At 50.2% G+C, this 20,851-nt stretch carries 21 protein-coding genes; 15 read left to right on the top strand and 6 right to left on the bottom strand.

What is annotated here, in order from left to right; translation table 11 throughout:
• Positions 1 to 6 precede the first annotated feature (6 nt).
• From FT643_RS15255 to FT643_RS15245, 3 genes are all read left to right on the top strand, one after another.
• Positions 7 to 864: an SDR family NAD(P)-dependent oxidoreductase gene (locus tag FT643_RS15255; protein WP_198043585.1), complete on the top strand. Its 858-nt coding sequence runs from the start codon at positions 7 to 9 to the stop codon at positions 862 to 864.
• A gap of 37 nt (positions 865 to 901) precedes the next feature.
• Positions 902 to 1,234, top strand: coding sequence for a 2Fe-2S iron-sulfur cluster-binding protein (locus tag FT643_RS15250; protein WP_156872279.1), 333 nt, complete (start codon positions 902 to 904; stop codon positions 1,232 to 1,234).
• 88 nt (positions 1,235 to 1,322) lie between these two features.
• On the top strand, positions 1,323 to 3,077 hold the full coding sequence (locus tag FT643_RS15245; protein ID WP_156872278.1) for an FAD-dependent oxidoreductase: 1,755 nt from the start codon (positions 1,323 to 1,325) through the stop codon (positions 3,075 to 3,077).
• On the opposite strand, the gene FT643_RS15240 is transcribed toward FT643_RS15245, so the two are convergent.
• A complete protein-coding gene (locus FT643_RS15240; protein WP_156872277.1) occupies positions 3,074 to 4,132 on the bottom strand; it encodes an aldo/keto reductase in 1,059 nt (352 codons plus the stop codon). The two genes, FT643_RS15245 and FT643_RS15240, sit on opposite strands and share 4 nt — an antisense overlap.
• 95 nt (positions 4,133 to 4,227) lie before the next feature.
• On the opposite strand from FT643_RS15240, the gene FT643_RS15235 reads away from it, so the two are divergent.
• Positions 4,228 to 5,532, top strand: a complete 1,305-nt coding sequence (locus FT643_RS15235) for a hypothetical protein (protein ID WP_156872276.1) — start codon at positions 4,228 to 4,230, stop codon at positions 5,530 to 5,532.
• A gap of 26 nt (positions 5,533 to 5,558) precedes the next feature.
• On the opposite strand, the gene FT643_RS15230 is transcribed toward FT643_RS15235, so the two are convergent.
• The 4 genes from FT643_RS15230 to FT643_RS15215 all read right to left on the bottom strand — a co-directional run bounded on the left by FT643_RS15230 (position 5,559) and on the right by FT643_RS15215 (position 9,775).
• Positions 5,559 to 6,386 carry an alpha/beta hydrolase family protein gene (locus FT643_RS15230; protein WP_156872275.1) on the bottom strand — a complete coding sequence of 276 codons (828 nt, stop codon included), beginning with the start codon at positions 6,384 to 6,386 and terminating at the stop codon, positions 5,559 to 5,561.
• Positions 6,387 to 6,900: 514 nt separating this feature from the next.
• Positions 6,901 to 7,494 carry a nucleotidyltransferase family protein gene (locus FT643_RS15225; protein WP_156872274.1) on the bottom strand — a complete coding sequence of 198 codons (594 nt, stop codon included), beginning with the start codon at positions 7,492 to 7,494 and terminating at the stop codon, positions 6,901 to 6,903.
• On the bottom strand, positions 7,491 to 8,483 hold the full coding sequence (locus FT643_RS15220; protein WP_156872273.1) for an XdhC family protein: 993 nt from the start codon (positions 8,481 to 8,483) through the stop codon (positions 7,491 to 7,493). The genes FT643_RS15225 and FT643_RS15220 overlap by 4 nt, the downstream gene beginning before the upstream one ends.
• A gap of 92 nt (positions 8,484 to 8,575) precedes the next feature.
• On the bottom strand, positions 8,576 to 9,775 hold the full coding sequence (locus FT643_RS15215) for a cytochrome P450 (RefSeq protein WP_156872272.1): 1,200 nt from the start codon (positions 9,773 to 9,775) through the stop codon (positions 8,576 to 8,578).
• Positions 9,776 to 9,943: 168 nt separating this feature from the next.
• Here FT643_RS15215 and FT643_RS15210 point away from each other — a divergent pair, with 168 nt between their 5' ends.
• Both FT643_RS15210 and FT643_RS15205 read left to right on the top strand, forming a co-directional pair.
• Positions 9,944 to 10,543 (top strand): TetR/AcrR family transcriptional regulator, encoded by a 600-nt coding sequence (locus FT643_RS15210; protein WP_156872271.1) that lies wholly within the window; start codon positions 9,944 to 9,946, stop codon positions 10,541 to 10,543.
• 100 nt (positions 10,544 to 10,643) lie between these two features.
• The gene (locus FT643_RS15205) at positions 10,644 to 11,531 is read left to right on the top strand and encodes an acyl-CoA thioesterase domain-containing protein (RefSeq protein WP_156872270.1); all 888 of its coding nucleotides are present in this window, start codon (positions 10,644 to 10,646) and stop codon (positions 11,529 to 11,531) included.
• A 26-nt stretch (positions 11,532 to 11,557) separates the two neighbouring features.
• Here the strand turns inward: FT643_RS15205 and FT643_RS15200 are convergent, their stop codons facing one another.
• Positions 11,558 to 12,769, bottom strand: coding sequence for an MFS transporter (locus FT643_RS15200; protein ID WP_156872269.1), 1,212 nt, complete (start codon positions 12,767 to 12,769; stop codon positions 11,558 to 11,560).
• 210 nt (positions 12,770 to 12,979) lie between these two features.
• Between FT643_RS15200 and FT643_RS15195 the strand changes: the two genes are divergently transcribed.
• The 9 genes from FT643_RS15195 to FT643_RS15155 all read left to right on the top strand — a co-directional run bounded on the left by FT643_RS15195 (position 12,980) and on the right by FT643_RS15155 (position 20,830).
• Entirely contained in the window at positions 12,980 to 13,633 is a 654-nt protein-coding gene (locus tag FT643_RS15195; protein WP_156872268.1) for a TetR/AcrR family transcriptional regulator, read from the top strand.
• Between the two features lie 181 nt (positions 13,634 to 13,814).
• Positions 13,815 to 14,627 (top strand): TauD/TfdA dioxygenase family protein, encoded by an 813-nt coding sequence (locus FT643_RS15190; protein ID WP_156872267.1) that lies wholly within the window; start codon positions 13,815 to 13,817, stop codon positions 14,625 to 14,627.
• A 52-nt stretch (positions 14,628 to 14,679) separates the two neighbouring features.
• Positions 14,680 to 16,377, top strand: a complete 1,698-nt coding sequence (locus FT643_RS15185; protein WP_156872266.1) for an FAD-binding protein — start codon at positions 14,680 to 14,682, stop codon at positions 16,375 to 16,377.
• A 9-nt stretch (positions 16,378 to 16,386) separates the two neighbouring features.
• A complete protein-coding gene (locus FT643_RS15180; protein WP_156872265.1) occupies positions 16,387 to 16,968 on the top strand; it encodes an SRPBCC family protein in 582 nt (193 codons plus the stop codon).
• 26 nt (positions 16,969 to 16,994) lie between these two features.
• A complete protein-coding gene (locus tag FT643_RS15175; RefSeq protein WP_156872264.1) occupies positions 16,995 to 17,423 on the top strand; it encodes a nuclear transport factor 2 family protein in 429 nt (142 codons plus the stop codon).
• Positions 17,424 to 18,191 (top strand): SDR family NAD(P)-dependent oxidoreductase, encoded by a 768-nt coding sequence (locus FT643_RS15170; RefSeq protein WP_156872263.1) that lies wholly within the window; start codon positions 17,424 to 17,426, stop codon positions 18,189 to 18,191. It begins immediately after the preceding gene.
• Positions 18,188 to 18,748, top strand: a complete 561-nt coding sequence (locus tag FT643_RS15165) for a carboxymuconolactone decarboxylase family protein (protein WP_156872262.1) — start codon at positions 18,188 to 18,190, stop codon at positions 18,746 to 18,748. The genes FT643_RS15170 and FT643_RS15165 overlap by 4 nt, the downstream gene beginning before the upstream one ends.
• A gap of 91 nt (positions 18,749 to 18,839) precedes the next feature.
• Positions 18,840 to 20,495 (top strand): MFS transporter, encoded by a 1,656-nt coding sequence (locus FT643_RS15160; RefSeq protein WP_156872261.1) that lies wholly within the window; start codon positions 18,840 to 18,842, stop codon positions 20,493 to 20,495.
• Positions 20,496 to 20,539: 44 nt separating this feature from the next.
• The gene (locus tag FT643_RS15155; protein ID WP_156872260.1) at positions 20,540 to 20,830 is read left to right on the top strand and encodes a DUF1330 domain-containing protein; all 291 of its coding nucleotides are present in this window, start codon (positions 20,540 to 20,542) and stop codon (positions 20,828 to 20,830) included.
• Positions 20,831 to 20,851 lie beyond the last annotated feature (21 nt).

The following is a 20,851-nucleotide window of genomic DNA, read 5'->3' as shown; positions in this document are numbered from 1 at the left end:
GTTTAAGTGGGACAGGATCTAGCAGGTAAAGTAGCCATAGTTACCGGTGGTGCCGGTGGCATTGGGCGAGCAACGGTAGAATTGTTTGTGCGCGAAGGCGCAAAGGTGGTAATTGCCGATATCAATGACGAGCAAGGCGAGAGCCTGGCGAGCGAACTGGGCGAATCCGCCTACTACCGTCGCGTTGACGTCTCCAAAGCCGACCAGATGCAAGCATTGGTTGATTTTACGGTGGAGCATTTCGGGGGCTTGCACATTATGTTCAATAACGCGGGCATCTCCGGTGCCCAGCACGCCCGCTTCCTGGATGATGATCTGTCGGACTTTAACAAGGTGGTGGGTATTAATCTGTTCGGCGTGATGGCGGGTAGCAGCAGCGCGGGCAAGTATATGTCCAAGAATGGTGGCGGCGTCATTATCAACAATGCGTCTATCGCGGGCCTGCTTCCGGGTCAGGCATTGATGACTTATCGTGCCACTAAAGCAGCGATGATTATGTTCAGTAAATCTCTGGCCATTGATTTGGCAGAATACGGCATTCGCGTGAACTGTCTTGCACCCGGTCATATCCGCACCAGTTTGACGGCGTTTTCTATGCCGGGCATGACAGAAGAGCAAATTGAGCGGGTTAAACAAGCCATCTCCCCTGCTTTTGATTCCAATCAACCCCTTAAACGTCATGGTAAACCGGATGATGTTGCACAGACGGTGCTGTTTTTGGCCAGCGACCGGGCTGCCCAAATTACGGGTGTGGTTTTGCCAGTCGATGGCGGTATTACCGCTGGTGATCCGGTGAACCACTTGCGGGAAATACAAGAAGCGCGCGCACAAGCGCTGGCAGATATTCAAGGGGGCACCCTTTAAGGGTGTTCAAGGTTAAAAGCTCAGGAGTTTATGAGTAATGAGTGCAGTAAAAATTACCTTTGTGGAAATCAGTGGTACTGAAAAAGTAATCGAGAATGTCGAAGTTGGCGACAACATGATGCAGATCGCTCAAGCCAACGGTGTTGAAGGCATACTCGGTGAATGCGGTGGTGGCTGTGCCTGCGGTACCTGTCACATCTATGTTGATCCACAATGGCAGGAAGCCGTTGGCGAAGCCAGCGAAGTGGAAGACATGACCCTGGATATGGTGTATGAGACGCGCAAACCCAATAGCCGGTTGTGCTGCCAAATTGATGTCAGCGCGGATATGGATGGTCTGCGGGTAATGGTGGCGCCGGAAACGCTGTGATTCGTTTCGCTTGAGACGCGGGTGTTCGGTGGTTGTACTAATCAATTTATAATGGGCTGGGTTGCCTTAATAGTTCCGGAGAAAAAGAATGATTCAATCAGAAACCTATGATGTCATCGTGGTGGGTTCGGGAGCGGCCGGAGCATTGGCGGCTTTACGTGCTGCGGATCTTGGTTTGTCAGTATTGATCGTAGAAAAGGCGCATAAATACGGTGGCACTTCTGCTACCTCCGGCGGTGTGATGTGGATCCCGAACAATCAATTAGCACCCAGTGATGACGACCGCGATAAGACATTTACTTATATTGACAGCTTATTGCGAGGGCCGGTGCAGCGTGACCGATTGGAGGCGTACGTTGATGAGGCGCCGAAGATGGCGAACTTCTTGAAATCCATCGGTGTACCGCTCACTCAAGCCGCTTGGCCGGACTATTTTCAAAATGCGCCTGAGGCCCGGGCTGATCGCTCGGTACTTTGCGATACGTTTGATGGTCGTCAGCTCAACGACGCTCAGTTCGTTTCCATGCGTGAACAGTACAATCGCTTCAAAATATTCCGTCGCTATGCGATGGATATTGGTGAATTTTTTGCGATATCGACCAAGGGTCCCGGTTGGGTTCAGGTATTTCTGAAAATGGTCTGGCGTTATTGGTCTGATATCACTACCCGTAAGCTCAGCAGTCGAGACCGACGATTTACCCAAGGCGGCGCATTGATGGGCCATCTGTTTAAACAAATTTTTGATCGGGGCGTTGAAGTTCGTACAGAAACCGGGTTGAAAGAACTGATTGTTAACGAAGGGCGTGTCACTGGTGTGCAGGTTAATAATTTCGGCAGGTTGTATGAGATTAACGCCACCCATGGTGTCGTTCTAGCTGCAGGTGGATTTGAGTGGAATCAAGAACTGCGCGATAAATTCTTTACCGTACCCGGTCTCACCCGGCACAGCAGCTCTCCGGAAGATGCCAACCGGGGTGAGGCGCTTATAGCGGGGATGAATATCGGTGCTGCTACTGAACATACGGAAGCCGGTTGGTGGATTCCGACCATGCACAAGCCGATGGACAGTGCATCAAACTTTGAAGAAATTCACCAAGCGGCATTCGATGTCGGGCGCCCGCATAGCGTATGTGTAAACCGCAACGGTAAACGATTTGTAAATGAAGCCTGTAGTTACGATGAGTTCGGTATTGCGATGGTTGAAGATCAGCAGAAAACCGGTGCAAACACCCCTTGTTGGTTGGTGTTCGACGCCACCTTCCGTACCAAGTTTACCGCCGGCGGTTTCCTGCCGAGCATGATTATGCCGGATTGGAAAATCCCCTCCGATTGCTGGGATCACTATATTTTTAAAGCCAACTCCGTTGATGCATTGGCTAAGAAAATTCATCTTCCTGCCGACGCACTGCGTAGAGCTGTTGCCGATATGAACCGGTACGCTCAATCTGGCGCTGATCCGGAGTTTGGTCGCGGCAGCAACGCATACGATCAGATGTTTGGTGATGCGAATGTACAGCCTAACCCGTGCCTTGGGCCTATTGATACAGCGCCCTACTATGCCGTACCAATCAATCTAGGCGACCTGGGCACGAAAGGTGGACTTAAAGCCAACTCAAAGGCACAAGTCGTGGATGACAATGATCAGCCGATTGCCGGTTTATATGCAGCGGGTAATAATTCCGGCAGCCCGTTCGGGAATCTGTATCCCGGCGCCGGCGGCACCATTGGACCAGCCGCAACCTTTGGCTACGTAGCGGCGAATGACATTGCGGTGAAAGCTGGGAAGTTAGAAGCGGAGCCGTCTGACCAAGCCAGACCGGGTGGCAAAAAAGCCGTCGCCTAAGGTGACGGTCTTTTCGCAATTTTAATACTGCCGAACATCATATCGGCGGTGGGTGTATCGATCATAGTGTGCGGAAAGCAGGACTCAACACGACTGATTTCCTGTAAACGGATTATCTGGTCTTCGTTAAACTCAATTTGCAAAGCCGCCAGGTTGTCCTCGCATTGAGCGTAGGTTCGTGCACCGATAATCGGCGAGGTAACCGCTGGATTCAATAACGTCCAGGCCAACGATACCTGTGCAGCACTGCAGTTTAGCTCAACAGCGATGGTGCGAACGACGTCGGCAATATCCAACGCTTTTTCCGTGAGTCTGCCGGTGGCCAGATTGATATTTTTGCGGGTACTCATATCAGCGGACTTTTGATGCAGGTCTTCCCTGGTGTATTTGCCGGAGAGCACGCCACCGGCTAATGGTGACCAGGGTAATACTCCCAGTCCCATTTCCAGGGCCATCGGCATGAACTCTCGCTCCACAGTGCGTTCGGTCAAATTATAAGGCACCTGCAGCGCAACAAAGGGAGACCAGCCTCTTAAATCGGCAATAGCCTGTAAGCGGGAAATTTGCCAAGCGGGTGTGTCAGAAATGCCGGCGTAAAGAATTTTGCCGGAACGAACCAAATCATCGAATGCACGGAGAATTTCCTCCGCGGGAGTATGGTTGTCCCAAAGATGAAGATAGAAAAGGTCGATGTAGTCGGTCTGTAAGCGTTTGAGGCTTTCTTCTACCGCTTGCACCATATTTTTGCGCTGATTGCCACTGGCATTGGGGTCACCGCGACGCATCGATAAGCTGTATTTGGTGGCAACAACCAATTGCTGACGGCGTGTATCCAGAATTTGCCCAAGCATGGTTTCTGCTTTGCCTGCAGCATAAAAATTGGCGGTATCGATGAAGTTGCCGCCCTTCTCCAGGTAGTGATTAACCATCTTTTCTGCTTCGTTCAGATCGGTGCCCCACCCACTCATGCCAAACGTCATGGTGCCGAGCGATAGAGGTGATACGCGGAGCCCAGAACGGCCCAGAAGACGATAGTGATCGAGTTGAGTTGGCATAAAAATGACGTCCGGTTAGTTGCTGCTGATGTGAATGCTAGCAAGGTTGAATTTTGAAACCAACTTATTATTGGAATTAGTTAGCGAGCAGTCCATTGGAAAAATACGATTGGGTAACAGGTAATTTTTTAGAAGCAGAAATTCCAGCTCACAGTGATGCATTACGGGCAGGAGGAGCTGATTTTCTTACTGCGGCGTTTCATCGCGCCGGTTCTTTGTGCCGTAATAATCGGGTTACTGAAATAACCCAATTCACCGAGATCTCCGGAGGCAGTACAGGCCGCAAATTACTTATATCTGTGCAGTATGAAAAGCACCAGCCGCATTTGCACCAGGATTTGTTTATAAAGTTTTCTCGAGATTACGACAGCCCTGCTCGCGACGCAGCACGTACTCAAATGGCGTTGGAAGTTCAGTTCGCATTGTTGTCCATGAGCCCTGATTTTCCGATTGATGTACCTGTCTGCTATTTCGCAGATTATCACCACGATTCCGGCACTGGCATCCTCGTTACCCAGTGCATCCCGTATGGTAAGCAAGGTTTTGAAGATCATCACCCCAAGGCGCTGGATTACCGGATTGAAAATCAGTTGGAACATTATCAAGCCTTACTGCTTTCACTGGCCCGGTTAGCAGGCTGCCACAAAGCAGGTAATCTGGATGAGGCGGTGGAACGCTACTTTTCATTTGATCCCTGCCGGTTGGATGTCAGCAGACACAAACAGTCCACACCTGAACAGATCAGAGAAAAAGTACGGGACTATGCTGAATTCGTCGCCATATACCCGACTCTGTTCCCTGAAAATATTCGGTCTGAGGCATTTTTAGTTCGGCTTGCGGAAGAAGCCCCACGATTTCAGTCGCAGCTTGAGAAGATCAATTCTGTTTTACACAGCACGCCGGAGATGGTCGCCTTATGCCATTGGAATGCCCACATCGATAACGCCTGGTTCTGGCGCAATGACGACAACCAACTCGAGTGTGGATTACTTGATTGGGGCAATGTCAGTCAGATGAACGTCGCTATGGCTTTGTGGGGCTGTCTAAGTGCGGCGGAAACCTTTATTTGGAATGAACATCTGGACGATTTGCTGGCGTTGTTTAAGAACGAGTTCGAGCGCTGTGGAGGCGCAGCCATATCGGTTCAGGATCTGAAGCTTTACCTCATTCTGTATGCCTGCAAAATGGGACTGGTTTGGATGCTGGATATGCCGCTGGTTACGCTTTCGAAAATACGAGAACTGCCCCAATTGAGCTGCCGTTTTGATCCGCTAATAGAAACTAATGAACATGCCAGAGCGCAAATTCTTATAATGAGTAATTTTCTGAATCTGTGGCATAAGTCGGATATGGGGGCTGTAATCCGGTTTCTAGAGGCATACGATGGTGCCGACCTATAGCCTGGATGGCTATAGGTCGGTTGGTTCTATTGCAAGAGTGTATCAAGGTGTTTGGATGTTAACGTCCAATGCTCCGGTGTGCAGTCAGAGCACACCTTAGCCGAGGTCAGCTCATTATACGATTCGGTGGAACCATACAGTGCAAGTTGCATCCAGTTAAAGGAGATATCGGCAATTTCCTCCAAAATAGGTACGGTTGTTGAAACCGTCTGGTGGCCACCTTCAAAGCGATTAGCCACCATTCCCGGGATACCTTCAGCAAGTGCGTTATAGTCTGCGACCGCGTTAGGCCCGGCGATATCAGACGGACCGCCGACAACAAAGCCAACCGGAACGGTAACGTCATCCATGATATTGTTGCTTGATGCACCGAGTGCACTGGAACCGGATAGAACGAATACTGCTGATACTCGCGGGTCAATCGCCGTTAACCCCAATGCCGTTACCCCGCCACAGGAGTTACCGGCAGCAACGACCTTGTCTGCATCCAGCATATCCACATAGTCGGCCTGATTCAGCGCCCAATCAATCAGCGCACCGTGCTGTGTGACCGAAGTCATGCCCAGCTGACCTGCCCCTGGTGAGGCTGACAATGCCAGAACAACATAGCCTTCAGCAGCCCATCGTTTGAATAAAGGCTGCCAAGTAAAATCACTGCGGAAACAACCCCCGTTCGCCCAAACAATTACCGGCAAAAGATGCCCTTTTTGTTCTACTGCAGACGCCAAATCTGCAGGCCGGTATACCGTAAACCAGGGTGCCGTGTCCGGATCTTCTTTTACCGTGGCCAAACCCGGGCCCTGGTAATCGTACTCACTGCCACCGCATCCGTTTAGTATGAATAAACCTGCCACGATTACACTGAATACTCCCTTTTTCCCCCACCCGCCAAATGATAGGCTAGCCAAACGGGATGCGAGTTTGCTGAATCGTCTTAGGCTGATTAGTGAGTGCGTTCTTGTTGCATTTTTGGGTCTCATTCTATTCTCCAATATGAGTATCAATATTTTGTATCGAACCCGGTTTCGGATTCGGTTAAGTCGGGAGGAAAAAAGAAGTGAAAGCAATGTGAGTTCTTTTTTATTTTTTTTATATTTTTTATTATGTGGTCGCGCAGGCTCAATTTTGGAGCGCAATCCAAATTAACAGCCTGTGTCCACGGTTGTTGCCCGGTAGACGCTAGAGCTGCGACACCTTGATGTCAAGCAGTTGAATTAGCGATCTCGCGTTTTTGAGGAAGAGGTAGCAGTTTTGCTCGCCAGCCAGTGTAAAAGATGACTGCGAAGATTTTTGGTAACTATAAAAAATAGGGAGAATCCCATTGATCTGGATTACGCCGGTCGTTCAGGGGACTTTGTACATGTGCCATCAATTAGTTTTGTTTAACAGGCTGTGTAATTGTTCAGGTGTATCAATGTCTGATACCACGCCGGAATCGTTCACTTCGTATTGCATCGGCCGTGCCGACTCCAATACAGATCGCCCTCCTCTATCGCCGTTCAATTTCGCAAGTTCAGAAAAATAGTGTTGCCGGAACCCTACCGGATGTCCCCATTGTCCGTTATATACCGGAACGACGGCAGAGCAAGATTGCAATCCATTATGTAGCTGTTTTAGGGTTTCGGGTTGGACAAAAGGCATATCGCCCAGACCGATTAAGCTGGCGTTCCATCCCAACATTGAAACGCGCTTGATTGCTGCGGCCAAGCTGTCCGCCATGCCGTACACAGTAGGATTGTCTGACGGTTCGGGCATGACAAGAAGCTGACTTGTTTTTTCAAGTTCGGATACGGTGTTTTGCGATAGGCTCTGATTGATCACAACCAGGATCGGGCACGATAGCGCTGTATATTGTTGCACTGTGTACAATAATAACGGCATACCTTTTATCCGCGCTTCACGCTTGTCACTCCCGAAGCGGGTCGACCTGCCTGCGGCTAACAGAATAACGCCACAAGTCACGACGTTGGTTCTTCGTTAGTATTGCTTTCTGACGTGCGACGTATTTGAGTGAGTTGCGCTAGTATAGAAACAGCAATCTCCGGTGCGGTTTTACTCCCGATCGACAGTCCTACTGGCGCATGTAACCGATTAATCTGTTTTGGGCTCAAATCTAACTGAGCAAGCCGTTTTAGGCGTTGATTTGTCGTGCGTACTGATCCCAATGCTCCGACATAATAGTTTTGAAGTGTTAGCGCCTCCATGAGTGCCATGTCGTCAATGCGGGGATCGTGGGTTAGCGTGATGACGATACTGAACGGGTCATTAGCATACTGACGGGCCACATCATCAGGCATACCCCCGACGCACTCACAGTCGATGCTTTCGTTTTTTATATGCGACTGAAACTCTTTTAGTTTGTCCTCACGGGGATCGGTTACGATAACCCGGTAGTCCATCATGCTTGCCATCTGCGCGAGGCATTCCGCAATCTGGCCTGCCCCGACTAACAATAGGTTGTAACGAGGGCCATATACCTGGATACATCGCTTTTCGCTCATCTCCAAAGCGGCAAAACGCTGGGCAGGTCGTAAGCTTATAGTACCGCTTTCCAGCTCGGTCGTGCGCTCAATGCACTCGCGGTTATTCAGGGTTTGATTTATAGATTGCAATATCGGAAGTGCTGATCTATCCAGCTTTTCTATCATCACCGTGAGCTTTCCGCCACAGGGCAGGCCCAACCGTGCATTCTCTTCTGCACTCACGCCATATTCAACGATGGAGGGAAAGTCTGTGATATCGGAGTTCAGCAGACGTTGGATCAGATCCTCTTCAACACAACCGCCGGACAAGGAGCCTGTTACCTGTCCTTTCCGGTTGCAGGCCATTACAGACCCGACTGGACGGGGCGAAGAACCGTGTGTGGCAACGATGGTGCACAGCCAGGAAGTAAGTTCCTGCTCTACCCATTGCTGTAATGTGAATAACACCTGATGATCAAGACTGTGCATAAAAGTGTGTTTTAGATTCCGGCAGATATAAAACTGGGTGAACCGCACCTAACGCGGTTCACCCAGTCTAACAAATTCTACCTGGCTTTTTATCAGTCTTTTTTGTCGCAGGTAACAACGGCGTTCCGCAATTCGTAGCCGACCACTTCCTGGTGCCAGGAAATATCCGGTTCGCGGGCTAATTTGATTCCAGGCACCTTGAAAAGTAATTCAAGAAAGATGCGGGTTTCATGCAACGCCACCTGCCATCCGGGGCAGCTATGAGATCCGTCGCCAAAACTCATGTACCGGCCCAAATCCTTAACCCGTTTTGCCCGATCCGGATCCAGAGCGAAAGGACATTCCCCGACAAGTGCTTCGTCAACGTTGGATTTGCGCAGGTCAATTCCATAGAGTTCCCCGGAGGGAAGGGTTTCGCCTTCAAAATCCGGTAATTCTTCATGGAGGCGACGGTGGATCATGCCCGCCACCGGCTCCAGGCGCAGTATTTCCATTAAGATAGCGAGTTGATCTTTGGTATCACCCTGCATGAATCGATCGCGCAAGGCCTCGTCTTCAAACAGATACCAGGCTGCCATAACAATAAATTCCCGGGTTGTCATCATACCGGCTGCACCATAAGTCAGGCACTCTATGATGATCGATTTTACCGGGTATTTTTCTTCTATATAGTAAGAGAGGGCGTCATTTTTCGGCGACTTTTTCCGCGCGTTGATGGCAGGACGCACGTCGCGCCAGTAAAACGTGCCGATCAGGGAAATCTGCGTACATTTCTGAATCAGCCCGGCGATACCTTGTTTCGGCTTCACAATCGTCTCTTCCATAACGCGGCGAATACGATGCGCCCTTCCGGCTCGATCACTGTCGGTGAGGCCGAGGATCTCACCCACCACTTCAACGGCCAGTTTAAAACTTATATCTTCAAGATTATCGGAACCTTTTTTCTGGAATTCCTCGAGCAAGACGTTGGTAAAGTCCGTCATCACTTTAAAGTGTTGATCGCTCACGGCTTTGGGAGATAAAAAACGTTGGGTTTTTCGCTTTTTATTTGCGTGGTCCTCACCATCCAGGAAGAATACGGAAATATGTTCCGGGTTATCTGCGGTCATGTACTCCGCACCCGCACCAGCCTGTAATGATTTCTTGCTGCGTAATACTTTTCTGGCAATTTCCGCCGTTTTGACCCAGCGAGCCCCTTCATCCGGTTGGACATTCGCTTCGGCAAGTTTTGCACTCTTACGGCGGTCAATATTATCGTGCATTGGGCATTGCGAGGGTGCTGTATCGTTCATAATGACTTCTCTTGCTGGGTCGCATCAGTTAACGGGTTCGGGCCTGTAGAGCCAGGTAATCGCTGCCTATTTCTGTTAAGTAAGCAGTCGTTTACTTATGCTTGAAACACTATCAATTCCCCCGTAGCATGTCAATATCTGGCCTCTGCAGTAATGAGTATTTAATCTATGGATGAAGTCTCTACGATCAAACGTCGGGATCCGGAAAAAACCAAAGCACGTATTCTGGAAGCGGCGCAAAAGCTGTTCGCGGAGCGAGGCTACGCCCAAACAGGTTTGCGGGACATTGCTAAACTCGCCGATGTCTCTTCGGCTCTACCGGTGCGTTACTTTGAGTCGAAAGCCGGGCTATTTGAAGCCGCCCTACTCAGTGCGTTGGATCTTCAGGCGGTATTAAGCCTGCAAAAGGAAAGCTTTGGTAAAACCCTGGTTCGGGCCGTGCTCGATCCGGACCAGACGATCAGGTTACCTGCGATGATCGCCCTGGCCATCGGCGATGATGAATCGGCTGCCATCGCAAAAAAGTTCGCGCAAGACTATATGCTGAACCCGATCGCAGAATGGATTGGTCCCCCCCATGGGCTGGCCAGGGCCACCTTGATTCTGAACATCAGTACGGGATTTGTAATCTATAACCGGCATATTTTCATAGAGGGAACACCCGCATCGAAAGCAGCAGTAGCGGTTTGGCTGGAAAATACATTGCAGGGCATTGTTGAAGGAACCGCAGACTCGCTGGATTATTTTCTACCGAAAAATAATTTCTGAGAAATCAGCGCTAACGCATTACAATAAACGTAATTTAATTTTTGACGTTTCGGCCAGGTGAATAAACCTGATCCGGTGTGGTAAATGTGTGAGGTAATTGATGGCCATTTCAGAAGTAAATATTAAAAGCAACTTCGTCGCTGATCTTGATCTTACATCGATGCTGGTCACACCTGAGCGTTGTATTATGCTAGCGCCCTTAACGGATGCCGTGCGCTCCTCCAAGGGATCGTCCCGGGTCGGTGTTTTGTCTACGATGCTCGATGTTGCATGCTCTGACCCTGCGTTAGCTGCCTGTCGGCCTGATTGGACCGCAACCCAGGATTTAAGTGTTCATGCTATAGATTGGTTGGTAGAGGGTCCTATGGTGGTGGATGCGCAGCTGCTACGAATCGGCAAGAAGACCATTGTTATTTCGGCCATCATCTATGACGGACATGGCCGGAGTGATATTCAGGAAATAAAGACGTTAATAGATGGCGCGCCAAAAACCAATACTTCGGGTGAGCAATCCGCACTTACACCCGCCGCAAAATGCCTGCTGACATTTGCCCGTATTCCCGGTACTGCCGCCAGTGGTGCAGAAAATTATACGCCAGCTGAGTGGGTGGGAAAGCTTAGGCGTCGCACCCCGGAAGGTGCGGAACCGGGTGAAATCAATGAAAAAATTGGTATGAACATGATCGACGCAGAAAACGGCGTGATCGAGGTGAATTGCATACCCTACATTATCAACGCCATAGGAACGATCAATGGCGGTGTCCAAACAGTGATTCTGGAAGTTGCTGCCGAGAGTATGCGCCCCGGTTTGGTGGCGACGGATATACAGGTTAATTTTTTATCGCAACTGAAAGTCGGTCCGGCACGGACTTCGGCGACAGTTCTAAGAGATTCAGCCGATCATAGCGTGGTTTCATTGCAACTGATGGATGCCGGCAACGATGATAAACTACTAACCCTGGCGACGGTGCTTTTACAAAAACCTTAGGGCACCGTCATTCAAATGCCCGACGCTCAGTGCGCCGGGTTGTCCACGGTTTCAATGGAACCCAAACGCAAAAGATTTACTCCTCCGATTAATACCAGAGTGCCCCCGAGCAGTAAAAACCCTGTAAAGCTATCGGATTTCGACAGCATGAAGCTGAGTAAACCGGAGCCAATACCAATGGCCAGTCCCACTGCCGTGGTCAATAGCCCCATGACTGAGCTGTAAATATGCATCGGAAAATAGCGGGCTGTAGCATAGGCAAGAATGTCCGCTTCCGCACCGAACGACAGCCCGATCAGGATAATGGCAAAGCCGAGCACCGCCAACTGGGTGGTGTCTGTGGCAAGGATATAACTTCCTACGCAGGGTAAGCCCATACCGATGGCCGCAACGATGTGCGTAGGCCATTTATCCAATGCGACACCAGCGACTAAGCGCCCCAATATCACACCCACTGCAAACACCGATACCATATAACCCGCTTCGATGCCTGTGACGCCGTGGTCGGCTAACATGACTTTAACCTGAGATGTCGCCAATGCGTGGGTGAGACTACAAAGAAATCCGCTGACGGCAATGATCCGAAACGCCGGGCTGGTAAAGATAGAGCGGTAGTCTTTCCGCGCGTTGTGTTTACTGTCATCCGCTTTGCGTGCGTTGGATTTATTGGGTAGTAATATAAACGTGACCACACCCAGCAACCCGGAAAAGATCGCCATCGCATGGAAGCCGGCTCGCCAACCATTGAGATCAATGTAGGTGGTTAACAACGGGCTGGCCACGGCACCGGCCACCGCCGGCCCTGCTGCGCAAATGGCTAAAGCCACGCCTCGCCGTTCGGAAAATTTTTCTGCGACGACCCGACAATACACGGTTGCCGTGGTGGTGGCGCAGAAGATGACTTGCAGGAAGTGTATGGCATACAGACCGCGTATGTCTTCGGACAACATGCTCATCAAAATGAAGCTGCACGGGTACGCGAGAATACCGAAAAATGCCACTTTACGGACACCGAACAGATCCGCCATTCGACCTACGAACGGTATCCAGAAAACCGTGATTATCGAAATAGCACCGTTTAGGGCTAACTCGGATTTACTCCAGTTAAACGCCTCAAGTAGATAAGGTGCAAAAATATTATTAATGTAGGCATTCAGTCCCAATCCGGCGCTCATTCCCGCTGTGGCGGCTATCAGGGCTGTCCAGCCGCTCCGGAACTCTCCACGATTGGATTGCATTACAGGCTTCCTTTTTTATTTGAATTATCTGAGCACATTGACACTATCAGAGATGAAGTACAGAAGCTCAATTAAACACCATTGTTGTATATTGTTAAATAGGTAATCCCGTTAAAAGTATCGAATCCCAGTTGCGGCCAGGACATAACAAGTCTCTTGCCCTATGATTACCGCCATTGAGACAACCATCCGAGTTAATTCCGTGAGGCTATGACTAGAAAACCCATAAAGACAAAATCCGCCACCAGACCGCGTGGACGCCCACGCCCGGAGGATGTGGGCGCGATTGAAAGTAAATACCTTGAGGTCGCACTGAAGGAGTTTCTGCAATACGGCTACGGTGATGCGGCTATGGCCCGCATAGCACAGGCTGCGGGGGGCTCCAAAACAACTCTATACTCGCGCTACCCGTCCAAAGAAGATCTATTCAGGGCTATTATTTTTGACCAGATTGCGCGGGCTTCGCCTGAGGCGGCATTGCGCTCTGGCGCGGCTCCATTGGGGCTTCAGCAAGGGCTTAAATCGTTCGCGAATCATATGCTTGAACACAGTTTGCAGGCAGACCAGATTGCGGTGAATAAGCTAATGTACAGCGAATCCTACCGTTTTCCCGAATTGGGCGTGGCCTCTGCGGAAAAAACCAATCGTGGAATACTGAGGATTTCCGCCTTTATCCGGGAAAGTGCCTCTCGGGATCGTGTTCCCTGTGCGAATCCCGATGCAGTGGCCAAGGCGTTTATTTTTATGATCCGGGGCTGGTATATCCATCACCTGCTAACCGATACGACAGTCACGGATAAGGAACGGAAACAATGGGTGGATCAGGCCGTTAACACGCTGGTTCTATCGCGCGAAGACTGGTGATCGCCAGGCATCGGATAGTGGGTTTAACTGCTAGCAGGTGACACTGTCGAAATTCGACGCCTCCCTTGCCAGGCTTAGTCATCAGAGTTCCGCTTGACGGTTAATAGTACACGGGCGTACCATACGATAAATAGTACAGCGATGTATCAATAAGCATAATTGAATAAGGCGAGGTAAAAGTATGTCGTTTAAGGTGTCGCCGCTGAACGAGCTAATCGGTTCAGAAATAGAAATTGAATCGCAATATCTGAGTTCCCCTGAAGTGGTTCCTGAATTAAGAAAGTTACTTATTGAACGTGGTGTGCTGGTGTTCAAGGAGCTGCACCCAACGGACGCAGAGCAGATGAGTATGGCGCGCTTGCTCGGTACTCTGCGCGAAGAGCTGGGAAAAGGCATTTATAAAATCACCCTGGATAAAAAATCCAATGCCAACGCTGAATACCTTAAAGGTTCTTTTCAGTGGCACATTGATGGCACCCACGACGATATACCGCCATTTGCCACCATGCTCACCGGTCTGACCTTATCGGAAACAGGCGGACAGACTGAATTCGCGAATTCTTATGCTGCTTATGAGCAACTCCCACAAGAAACCAAAAAGCGTATTCAAAACCTCCAAGTTGTCCACAGCGTAGAAATGTCGATGACCCGCGCTGACATCACCCGCTCTGAAGCAAACCTGGCTTATTGGAGAAGCTTTCAACCGAAGACGCATAATCTTGTCTGGACACACCAATGCGGTCGCCGGTCTTTGGTCATTGGTTGCCACGCTTCGCATATTGTCGGTATGCCGAAATCAGAAAGCGATGCGCTGTTATCCGAATTGCTTGAATGGGCGACGCAACCAAAATTTGTCTACCGGCATGAATGGTCACCAGGTGATTTGATTATTTGGGATAACACCGGGGTTATTCACAGAGTGGAGCCCTATCCCCTGGATTGTGGGCGTATCATGCATCGATGCACGTTAATGGGTGAAGAGCCTTTCGCATAAGGCGATAGTCAGGGTTCTGCAGCACAACAAAAATAAAACGGAGAGATTGAAAATGATTCATAACGTACCCGAAAAGTGGGATCTCGAAGCAGACCTCGTTGCCGTCGGCTCCGGTGGCGGTGGGCTTACTGCCGCCATCACGGCTTTTGATCACGGTATCAGTGCTTTGGTATTGGAACGTAGTGATCAGGTCGGTGGCGTGACCGCATACTCGATGGGTGAAGTGTGGATACCTGGAAATCATTTGGCGCAGCAAGCGGGCATTACAGACTCTAAAGAGAGTGGCTATCGTTACGTAAAAGAACTGTCCATGGGTTACGGTGAAGAGCTGGCAATTCTAAATCAAGCGGTTCATGGGCCGGTTGCCTTGAAGTATTTCGAAGATACTATTGGCCTCAAGATGTGTGTTATCAGAGATTTGCCGGACTATTATTTTCCATACAACCAGGATGGATTGCCGGAAGGTCGTTATCTGGAGGCTTTGCCCTTCCCAGCTGAGTCACTTGGAGAATGGCAGAGTAAAACCCGGGTTTCCCCGCATGTCCCTTATAGTTTGACCCATGAGGATATTTTTAGCGGCGGTGGTATGGCAAATATGGCCGGTTGGGATTACAACGTCATGGCGGAGCGCTTGACCAAGGATTTACGTTGCGCAGGGCCCGGGCTGGCAGCGTATTTTGTCAAAGGGGTGCTTGACCGGGACATCCCGATTCACGTTAATACCAGCGTGGAAGAACTGATTGGCGATGGTGAACGGATTATCGGCGTGCGTGCCATGCAAGACGGTAAGGCGATATTTATAAAGGCCAATCGAGGGGTGGTCATCGCGGTTAGCAGTTATGAACGCAACGCCAGTTACGCCAAAACGCTGGGTCATCAATTGAAAGTTGAATCGATGGTAATGCCCTCGATTGACGGTGCCCATTTACGTCTTGCCGGTCAGTTTGGAGCCCGCGTAGCACGGGTGCCTGATGTCACTTTACTGGGTTTCCATGTGCCAGGAGAGGAACAGGAAAATGGTGTGCCTTTGTGGCGTGGCGCCCTCCCATTCCTCGGCATGCCGCACACTATAGTAGTGAATAAAGCGGGCAAGCGTTTCGCAAATGAAGGTTTCTATCGCTCAATTTATTACGCCACTGATGCCATTGACGGTAATACGCAAACCCATCCTAATTTTCCATGCTGGGCCATATTCGATCATCAGGCGCGGGAGAAATACCCGTTTGGCTCTCTGATGCCGATGCAGGAAATGCCGGAAGGCTTGGGCGTGACGGCAGACAGTCTGGCCGAATTGGCAGATAGAATCGGGGTTGATCCGCAGCAACTGGAGCAAACGGTATCCACCTTTAACGGTTATTGTGAAAGCGGCGTTGACGCGGAATTCCACCGTGGTACCCATCCCTGGGGTGCATTGATGTGCGGCGATCAATCGCAGAAGCCCAACGGTAATTTAGGTCCGTTATCAAAAGGGCCTTTTTATGCAGTTGAGCTTCATCGTCTGGCGGGTGGCGGTATCTGCGCTGCAGGCGTTTTGGCAGATCATCATTGTCGAGCGATGGGCTGGAACGATAAACCGATAGAGGGTCTTTATGTAGCAGGTAATTCAATGGCCCGACTGGACAATGGCGCTTTTATGCAAAGCGGTATCACGAACGCGCGCGGGCTTACACATGGCTATCTTGCAGGCAGGCATGCTGCGGGCAAGCCAAGTGAGTTACTGAAACAAGAAATTGAACGCCTGGGCTTGTAAGGAACCACTATGATTACAAGTAAACACACTTTCGTGATCAATACGTCAATTGATAACGTCTGGAAATATGTGGAAGATATCCGCGGTTGGGCCAGTATATTTCCAGGCCACCAGAGCTGCAACATCATCAATGAAAACGTCTCCGAGTGGGTCATTAAGGTCAGTGCAGCCGGCGTAACCCGCACCGATACCGTCCAGGTTTGTGTCGAACAATGGGACGGTCCTGAGCGAGTAAATTTCGTATACAACGTCGATGATTTACCGGTTGAAGGAAAAGGTGTTTATAGCGCAAGGCCCGTTGGTGCTCATGAAACCGAAGTCACTCTAGATATTTGTATTATCGGAAGTGGACCAATGACGGCAATGTGGGAAGCCATCGGCGCCCCGCTACTGCCTCAGTTTGTTAAGGCCTTCGCAACCAAACTGAAAGCGGAAGTGGAGCGAGTTGCAGGTGTGGGAACCGCCAGTGCTGCTGATACTGGATTTGCAATACCGATGGCAACCGGACTGGTGAAATCGACGTTTGCTGCGTTGCGTATATGGATAAAAAATTTGTTTGGATGGTCACCCAAAACCGATACCAAAGACTAATACGACAATAAGAAGGAAGGCACAGTATGAGTAGCCAAACTGAAACCAACAAATCCGTAGTTCGAAAATTTATTGAAGCGATGGGCGCCAGTGACGGAGCGACCGCAGCCACCTGCCTGAGTAAGGATGCGTATACGTTGGCCAAGGGTTTCGGAAAATTCGCCGGGGTTCGCCACTATGACACGATTATAGGCACGATCAACGCGTTCAATAAACTACTGCCAACCGGTTTGCGACCCGAATTCGGTAGCTTTACTGCGGAAGGCGATCGTGTGGTAGTGGAATTTGAAGGCAATGCTACGACCAGCGATGGCCAGCCCTACAACAATCAATACTGCATGGTGTTCGTGTTGTCGGAAGGCAAGATACGGCAGGTTAACGAATATTTCTGTACCAAAACCGCCGATGATGTTTTATGGCCATTGGTGGCGGCTATGTCGGATGAGATTGCCTAAATGAGCACATTACTAACCGATAAGATCGCCATAGTGACCGGTGGCGCTAGTGGCATTGGTCGCGCAACTGCAGAGTTGTTTGTTGAGCACGGAGCCAAAGTAGTGATCGCCGACCGTAACGAAGAGCAAGGGACTCTGCTTGCGCAAGCGTTGGGAGCCGGTGCTGAGTTCAAATACACCGATGTTGCCAAAGCCGAACAGGTGCAAGAATTGGTTGATTTTACCGTGGATCGATTCGGTGGTCTCAACGTTATGTACAACAATGCAGGCATCAGCGGCGCAATACACAACAGCTTTCTGACTGACGATTTTAACGATTTTGAACAGGTTATTTCAGTGAATTTGTTCGGCACAATGGTGGGTTGTCAGTGTGCAGCACGTTATATGGTGGACCATGGAGGCGGCTCTATTATCAATACTTCCTCTTTGGCTGCGCTCAAACCCGGCCTGCCATTAATCACTTACCGAGCAGCCAAGGCCGGAGTGATGCAGTTGACACAAAGTATTGCCAGGGAATTGGGCGTGCATGGGGTGCGGGTCAACTGCATCGCACCGGGACACATTCCGGCGGGTATGACGTTTTATGATATCTCCGCACGCATCAAAAAAACGCAACCTTTGCAACGTCAGGGGGCTCCGGAAGATGTCGCCAATGCGGCACTGTATCTGGCCAGCGATCTCTCCGCTCAAGTGACCGGGGTTATTCTGCCAGTTGATGGTGGCACCAATCTGGGTGATCCGATTTATGTTCAGGAGCCCGGTTTATGAGATTCCCTCCCATTGGACATGAACAATGGACGGATGACGTGCGTGACATACTGGCCTCTTTTTCAGTTCCCTTCAGCGAGTTCGGTTTGAATGGAGATGAGTCTGAAAAAGACCAGCTCTCCCCCATCCTGTCAACGGTGCTACAGAATCCGGCACTAGCGCGAGTCTATTTCCCATTCGCCAAATATCTGTTACGTGAGAGCAGCCTGCAACCTCGTCATACACGAATGATCATTCTACGGGTGGCCTGGTGCTGGCAGTTCGATCTGGAATGGACGCAACACTCGATGATGGCGGTACGCGATAATCTGCTGACAGAAAATGAAGTGGGACGTATAGCGGCAACGGAAATATCCGACCATTGGGGTGCTGAAGAGCGCCTACTGCTGACTGCAGTGGATCACATGCGCCGTCAGTCAGATATACCGGACGCTATCTGGCAGCAACTTGCGGTTCACTTTGATCAGCGGCAGCTTGCAGATCTAACCTTCACTATTGGTGGCTATGTGTTAGCCGGCATGTATATGAATGCATTCAGAATACCTGTGAATAGGTAGTGATTAATTAAGCATCATTGTTGTATATTGAAGGTAGGCGATCGGGCGGATCAGGCGCGATTTACATGCCTATGACAACAAGAGAATCTTAATGCAATCGGTTAATAAAAGCGTCGGTGCCTTTTCCCCGCTAAGGCACAAGACCTTCCGCAACATCTGGACCACCAGCGTTTTTTCTTATTTCGGGCATCTAATACTGGGCGTGGGCGTGGCCTGGGAAATGACCCGCCTAACGGATTCGCCGACGATGGTGGCATTGGCCCAAACGGCGTTAATGGCACCTTATGTACTAGTGGCTTTGCTGGCAGGGGCCGTAGCGGACATGTTCGACCGGAGGCTGATCGCGCTGGTCTCGCTGGCATTTGCCATTATTGCTTCGGCAACACTAACATCATTAGCTTTTATGGGCATCACCACGCCTTGGATGTTGTTGCTGTTTACCGTGATGATTGGCTGCGGCGTGGCATTCTACTCCCCTTCATGGCAAGCCTCTATACCTGAACAGGTACCGGCAGACCAGTTGCCGGCCGCCATCGGTTTAGGTGCAGTTGCCTATAACGTGGCTCGTAGTGCGGGTCCAGCGTTGGGTGGCGTCATTGTGATGGCTTTTGGTGCCAACTATGCGTTTGCAGTTAATTCTATTTTCTATATCCCGTTGTTTGTCGCCTTCTTCTTCTGGCGTCGCAACACGGTCGCATCGCGCTTGCCACCGGAACGAATCGGACGAGCGTTGGTTTCAGGTATGCGCTATGCCAAACACTCTGCCCACATTACCAGAGCGTTATTCCGCGTGTTCGTGGTCTGCTTGTGTGTCGCTTCTGCCAACGCACTGTCTCCGTTGATCGCGCGGGACATTTTGGGTGGTGAAGCGGATATGTATGGTTTATTGCTGGGTGCCAGTGGCATTGGTGCTGTGATAGCCGGACTTATGGTAAACGCCATGCGCATGAAACTATCGACCGAAAGCGCCTTAAAGCTATTGGCTCTGGTCGGCGCGCTGGCATTGGTGGTGGTGGGATTAAGCAAATCATTGCCGCTTACCTGTGCTGCATTATTCATTGCCAGTGGCGCAAGTATTCTTGTGGTGTCCCTGCTCAATGTCACAGTGCAGTTATCCACGCCACGCTGGGTCATCGCGCGCGCGCTTTCCATGTTTCAGACCTGCACTGCTGGGGGAATTGCCGTGGGCTCCTGGATCTGGGGCGAATTCGCCGCGGACTATTCGGTGCAAATCGCAATGATGTTGTCGGCAGGTGCGTTGGTGGTGACCGCCTTTCTCGGCTTTCTGTTGCCGGTTCCCAATGACATTGCAGAAGATATTCAGCAAATTGAAATCCCCGAGATACCGGAGTTTGCACTGGAGCTTTCGTTGCGTTCAGGGCCGATTGCATTAGAAATAGATTACGATGTTGATCCCGAACAGGCGCGGGAGTTTTATAACAACATGGTCAGCATGCAAAAAGTAAGAATGCGAAATGGTGGCTACGATTGGTCGTTGGCCCGCGATATAGAAAACCCTGCACTGTGGACCGAGCGGTTTCACTGTCCTACATGGGGTGATTATCTGAGAATGCGTTCCCGGTACACGCAAACGGATATTTCGGTTCAGGCAAAGATAAAAACATTTGACCGGTTTGAGGGTGCAACTAAAGTGCGTCGTAAACTCGAGCGCCCCATTGGATCCGTACGTTGGAAAGCAGAAACTCCGGATGCCAAGCAAGGGCCACTTGATTACACCGGGCCGTAGCCAACCTGCAATTCACTTTTTTATTTTGTTAACCAGGAAACAGTATGCCAGCTTATATCATTGTAATGCGTGAAGATTCTGTCCGTGATCAGGACGCGCTAAAGCAATACCAGAGTCTCACGCGGCAAATGCAGACAACCATCAAACCTGATCCAAAGGTGGTCTATGGTAACGTTGAAGCACTGGAAGGGGATGCACCGGACGGCGTTGTGTTACTGGAATTCGTTTCTATACAAGAGGCACGCAACTGGTATAACAGCGGTGATTACCAAAAAGCATTACCGTATCGGCTGCAAGCTGCAAAACACCGTGCATTTATTATGGAAGGTTTGTGAGCGTCAACATCAGAGCTGACG

This window comes from Ketobacter sp. MCCC 1A13808, from assembly GCF_009746715.1.
GTDB lineage: Bacteria > Pseudomonadota > Gammaproteobacteria > Pseudomonadales > Ketobacteraceae > Ketobacter.
This window is presented reverse-complemented; position numbering and strand designations above follow the sequence as displayed.